Origin of the sequence: Devosia sp., from assembly GCF_017307565.1 — a bacterium.
Lineage (GTDB): Bacteria > Pseudomonadota > Alphaproteobacteria > Rhizobiales > Devosiaceae > Devosia.
On the sequence record NZ_JAFKHD010000159.1, the window covers coordinates 1 to 5463 of the forward strand.

Genomic DNA, 5463 nt, shown 5'->3' on the forward strand with positions numbered 1-5463 from the left:
CCCGCCCGACAGACCCAGCTCGCTCATCAGCGCATCGATCAGCGGCGCCTGGCTGCGATAACGCAGCGCCGCCGCCACGGCCTGGTCCGCCAGCCCGCCATTGGCGCTCGTCGCCTCGCCCGAGCCGGCCGCGCCGCTCGACCCATTCAGCCCATCGACATGCAGGATCTTGATCCCGTCGATATTCTGCATCGGCTTGACGCTTTCAGCGATGATCTGGGGCAGGGCCTCGATCAGTTTCATCCGCACCTGCATGGCGATCTGTTCGGCCGAAAGCGTGTTGCTGGCCTCGTTGATGGTCCGCTTGCCCTCGGCCTCGACCTTGTAGGTCGCGGCCAGCGCCTCGGCCCGCAGCAGCTCGGCGTCGGCCGAACCCTTGGCCCCCACGCGCTGCTTCTCGGCTTCTGCCTCGGCGGCAATGCGGATCGCCTCGGCGCGGTCTGCCGCCGCCGCCTTTTCCGCCTCGGCGGCCACGGTGATGCTGATGGCCTGCTGTTCCGCCGCCTTGCGGGCCTCAATCAGCTGAATGGCCTTTTCACGCTCGGCAATGGCGGTCTGGCGCGAGGTCGCCACCTCTTCGGCCGCCTTGGCGGCCACCGCACGAGCCTCGTCGGCAGCGGCGTCAGCCTGCGATTTTTCCTTGCTCTTGAGCGACACGGCGATATCGCGGGCCTGCTCGGCAAGGGCAATCTGCTTGGCCTTCTCCACTGCCGCCGCCTCGACAGCGAGCGCAGTCGCGATCTCGCGCTCCTTCACCACCTGCTCGGAGGCGATGTCGGCCTGCCGCACCTTCTGCGCTGCGAGAATCCGCGTCTCTTCCGCCTCGCGTTCGCGTTCCGATTGCTGCTGTTTGATCAGCGCCGCCTGCTCGGCCATGCGGATCTGGATTTCGCGCTCCTGCTCGAGGCGCGCAAATTCTTTGTCGCGCGAGATCTGGTACTTCTGCTGCTCCGCATCGAGGTTCTTGCGCTCAATAAGCACCTGCGTTTCCTGCTCGATGTCGTTGCGCGCCTTGCGCCGCTCCTCGATCGCCTGGGTCAGCTTGGTCAGACCTTCGGCGTCAAAGGCATTGTCGGGGTTGAAGAACTCGCGATTGGTCTGGTCGAGCCCGGTCAGCGACACGGATTCAAGCTCGAGACCGTTCTTGAGAATGTCCTCAGAAACGGCCGCCTGCACCTTCTGCACGAAGTTGACGCGCTGCTCGTGCAGCTCTTCCATCGCCATTTCGGCCGCCACGGCGCGAAGGGCATCGACGAACTTGCCTTCGACCAGCTCCTTGAGCGCCGTCGGCTCCATGGTGCGCCGCCCCAGGGTCTGCGCCGCATTGGCGATCGACTCCACCGTCGGCTGCACACGCACGTAGAACTCGGCCTGCACATCAACGCGCATGCGATCCTTGGTGATCAGAGCCTGCTCATTTGCGCGCCGGACTTCGAGGCGCAGCGTGTTCATGTTGACCGGGATCTGCTCATGCAACACCGGAAACACCAGCGCACCACCATTCATGATCACCTTCTGCCCGCCAAAGCCGGTGCGGACAAAGCTCACCTCCTTGGATGACCGGCGATAGAGCCGGGACACGATGAGCCCGATGGCAAAAAGGGCAACAACGATCACCGCGATGATGATCAGGATATCGAGAAGAGTCTGGGACAAGGCGAAAGTCTCCTGGCTTGGCGGGGCGGGGTCTGTCGTCTGAAGGGTGATGGGGGTAGTTGGAGGGGTGGTGATCGGCGGTTGAGTGATTTCGGGCGGCGGCGGCGATACGGCCGGAGCAACCGGCTCGCCCGTTGGGGGCGTTTTGATCTTGGCCATTACTGGACCGGTTTCAGCTGCACGATGGCGCGAAACACCGGGCCTTCACGACGCACCAGCACCACCTGCGAGCCCTCGGAAAGCGATTGGCCTTCATCGTCGGGCTCGACCAGCAGGTAATGCGTCTTGCCGTGAATATCGGTGAGCTTTGCTTCAGCCGGCTTGCCGCTGCTGGCGGTGCCGCGGAACACGGTCGCAACGCGGCCAATGAAATCTGCGGTGCTGACGGCGTCGGTCTCTTCGCGCGGCATCAGCCGTCCCAGCCAATGCCCAAGGTGGTGGGTGGCAAAGAGCGAGAAGATCGCGGCCGGGGCGCTCGCTACGGCGGGCTCCAGCGCGAACCCGAAAATGCGCCGCATCGCCTCCTGCAGCACATAGCCGCCGAGGCCAAAACTGGTGGTGATGAGGATGAGCACGACCAGCGCCGGTAGCCGTCCGAAACTCAACCAGTTGAGAAACTGGCTCAGCGGACCCAGTTCGAGATTGGGCATGTCGGTGTCGGCATCGGGCAGGGTACTGTCGATGGCCTCGCTCGGGCTGAGGCCGATTAGGACGCCTGCAAGTTCGATCAGCGCGATGGCCAGGGTCACGCCAAGCGCGACTGCGAATGGGGCCGTCTCGGCCGCAAACAGATCCATTTCAGCCTCCCAAACTCGTCCCGACGCCGCCAATATTGGCTTGGCGGCCGAGACGGTCAACCCGCCGCCGTTTAAGCAGTCTCGGCGGCAAAATAGTTTTTCGCTATCAACATGTTGTGTCGCTCTGCGGAATCGCAATGGCAGGGCGTTGATTCAAGTTTTGAGGCAAGTGAATCAGTGCGAAAGGTTGCGCTTTCGCAACATCGTCCAAGTCCCTTTGGCCGCTGCCGCCTTATGGCGGAAATGTGAATGGTCAAATCACTTTATCCCTGTAGTCTTTCCTCCATTCACCGCCGAACTGCGTCACCGGCCTCGCACCACTGGAGATACAAGCGTGCCCTTGCGTTGGCAGGAGGTGGCTTTGCCACTTCTCGTGATTACCCTTTTGATTGCCCTGAAATATCTGCCCATGACCGCCCATCTGCCGCTCTCGCGCGCGGCAGGCGTCGTGGCGTTCGGCTATGCAGCGTTTCTGGCTCTGCGCCTCCTGCAGCCCGAGGATGGGCTGATGGTGGATGGCGGCTGGGCCGAGCTTCGACCCTCGATGGTCGAGTATTTCGCCTGCTACGGCGCCGCCGCGCTGGCCGCCGTGCTGCTCTTTGCTGTTATCTTCATGGGCAGCGCCGCCGATACGGTCCAACTCGTCGCAACCTATCTCGCCGCGCTCTTGCTCGCTGGCGGCTCGATCGGCATTGGTCTCGTCGGCCTCTTCACCAATACCCGCTGGGACAATCGCCAGGTGCGGCACCGCTCGGCCACCGGCCGGGAAACCGCGCTCGATTGGGCCGAGGTCCGCTCGGTGCGTCCGAACTGGCGCGGCATCACCATCACCGGCACGACGGGGCGCATCACCTTCTCGCAGTTCCACGGCGGCGCTGCGCAACTGGCCAAGCACGCCGCAACCCGCGCCATGCGCAATGCCCAAACCTCGACCAAGGCTTTCGCCACGCTGTGAGCAAGGGGCGCATCAACGCCCCTTATTCCCGTCATAAGCACAATGCGATTGTCGCGAGCGGTGAGCTTCTTTAATTTCGGCTCATGAACGCCCCCACGCCGCACCACACCATCCGTTCCGTCTGCCCGCACGACTGCCCGTCGGTCTGCGCGCTCGATGTCGATATTCTTCCCGATGGCAAGGTGGGCCGCGTCCGCGGCGCCAAGGACGATCCCTATACTGCCGGCGTCATTTGCGAAAAGGTCGCCCGCTACGCCGAGCGCATCCATCACCCCGAGCGCCTGACCCATCCCATGCGCCGCACCGGCCCCAAGGGGGCAGGGCAGTGGCAGCGCATCTCCTGGGACGAGGCGCTGGACGAAATCGCCGCCCGCTTCCTCGAGATCGAAGCGCAGCATGGCCCCGAAGCCATCTGGCCCTACTTTTATGCCGGCACCATGGGCCACGTGCATCGTGACGGCATCGAGCGCCTGCGCGCCGTCCGCGGCTATTCCCACCAATATGACACCATCTGCACGGGCCTCGCCTGGCCCGGCTATATTGCCGGCACCGGCCTCCTCGGAGGGGTCAATCCCGAGCAGATGGCCGAGAGCGATTGCGTCGTGATCTGGGGCACCAATGCGGTGCACACCCAGGTCAATGTCATGACCCATGCGATGAAGGCCCGCAAAACCCGCGGCGCCAAAATTGTGGTCGTAGACATCTATCGCACCGCAACCATGGATCAGGCCGATATGGGCCTCGTCGTCCGCCCTGGCACCGATGGGGCGTTGGCGGTCGCCACCATGCATGTGCTGCTCCGCGAGAGCCTGGCCGATCGCGCCTATATGGAGCGCTACACAGATTTTTCGCCCGATTTCGAAGCGCACCTGCAGACCCGTACCCCCGAATGGGCCGCGGAAATCACCGGCCTTTCCGTTGCCGAAATCGAGGCCTTTGCGCGCCTCGTCGGCTCGACGCCCAAAACCTTCTTCCGTCTCGGCTATGGTTTCTCCCGCCAGACCAACGGCGCCACGGCCATGCACGCCGCGCTCTCCATTCCCGCCATGTCAGGCGCCTGGCAGCACCGCGGTGGCGGCGCGTTCCATTCCAATTCCGGCACCTGGAACCTCGACAAGTCCCGCCTCGAGGGCACGTACCTGCAAAAGGGCTCGCCGCGCCTCCTCGATATGTCCGAAGTTGGCCCGATCCTCACCGGCAACGCCGCTGCGCTACAGAATGGCGCCCCGGTCCACGCCATGATCGTGCAGAACACTAACCCGGCCTGCGTCGCCCCCGACCAGACGCTGGTGCGCCAGGGCTTCCTCCGCGACGATCTTTTTCTCGTCGTCCACGAGCAGTTCATGACCGAAACGGCAGAGCTGGCCGATATCGTCCTGCCTGCCACCATGTTCCTCGAGCACAACGACTATTACACCCGCGGCGGCCACACGCGCATTCTCTTCGGCCCCGCTGTTGTCGAGGCGCCCGGCGAAGCGCGCTCGAACCACGAAGTCATCAACGCCCTGGCCGTGCGCCTCGGCAGCGACGATCCCATCTTTTCGACCACCGATCGCGAGGTCGTCGCCGAAACCTTTGCGCGCTCGGGCCTGCCCACCATCGAAGAGGTCCAGAAGACGGGTTTCATCGACAAGGAGCGGCCGGATGAGGTCGCCCGCTTTGCCAATGGCTTTGGCTGGCCCGATGGCCGCTTCCGCTTCGAACCAGATTGGGATGCGGTGGCCAGGAAGAAAGGCTATCGCTGGGTCTGTGATCCCGCGATCATGCCGCGCTTCGCCGACCATTGGGACATCACCGAAAAGACCGATGCCGAGCATCCTTTCAAGCTCGCCACGAGTCCGGCCCGCGCCTTCCTCAATTCGTCGTTCAACCAGACCCCGGGCAGTCTGAAGCGCGAAGGCGAACCATCTGTCTTCGTGCATCCGTCAGACGCCACCCGGCTTGGTCTCGTCGAGGGCGATGCAGTGACCGTTGGCAACCAGCGCGGGCAGGTGGAACTGACCGTGCGGTTGTTCGACGGCCTGCCGACGAATACGCTCATCGCCGAGGGCCTGC

The 5463-nt window shown here is 63.9% G+C and carries 4 protein-coding genes; 2 read left to right on the plus strand and 2 right to left on the minus strand.

Annotated elements, in window-relative coordinates; genetic code table 11:
- Together J0I64_RS04380 and J0I64_RS04385 are read right to left on the minus strand one after the other, a co-directional pair.
- The coding region (locus J0I64_RS04380) for a flotillin domain-containing protein (RefSeq protein ID WP_291406390.1) at window positions 1-1656 on the minus strand (1656 nt) is incomplete at its 3' end.
- A gap of 158 nt (window positions 1657-1814) precedes the next feature.
- Window positions 1815-2453, minus strand: a complete 639-nt coding sequence (locus J0I64_RS04385) for a YqiJ family protein (RefSeq protein WP_291406391.1) — start codon at window positions 2451-2453, stop codon at window positions 1815-1817.
- Window positions 2454-2814: 361 nt separating this feature from the next.
- Here J0I64_RS04385 and J0I64_RS04390 point away from each other — a divergent pair, with 361 nt between their 5' ends.
- Both J0I64_RS04390 and J0I64_RS04395 read left to right on the plus strand, forming a co-directional pair.
- Entirely contained in the window at window positions 2815-3408 is a 594-nt protein-coding gene (locus tag J0I64_RS04390; protein WP_291406392.1) for a hypothetical protein, read from the plus strand.
- Window positions 3409-3491: 83 nt separating this feature from the next.
- Window positions 3492-5463, plus strand: a 1972-nt coding sequence (locus tag J0I64_RS04395; protein ID WP_291406393.1) for a molybdopterin-dependent oxidoreductase, incomplete at its 3' end; no start/stop codon positions are given.

What these genes read in the sequence shown, in the direction of transcription:
- J0I64_RS04385 (WP_291406391.1), bottom strand. Translation starts at nt 2,453, where the DNA reads ATGGATCTGTTTGCGGCCGAGACGGCCCCATTCGCAGTCGCGCTTGGC.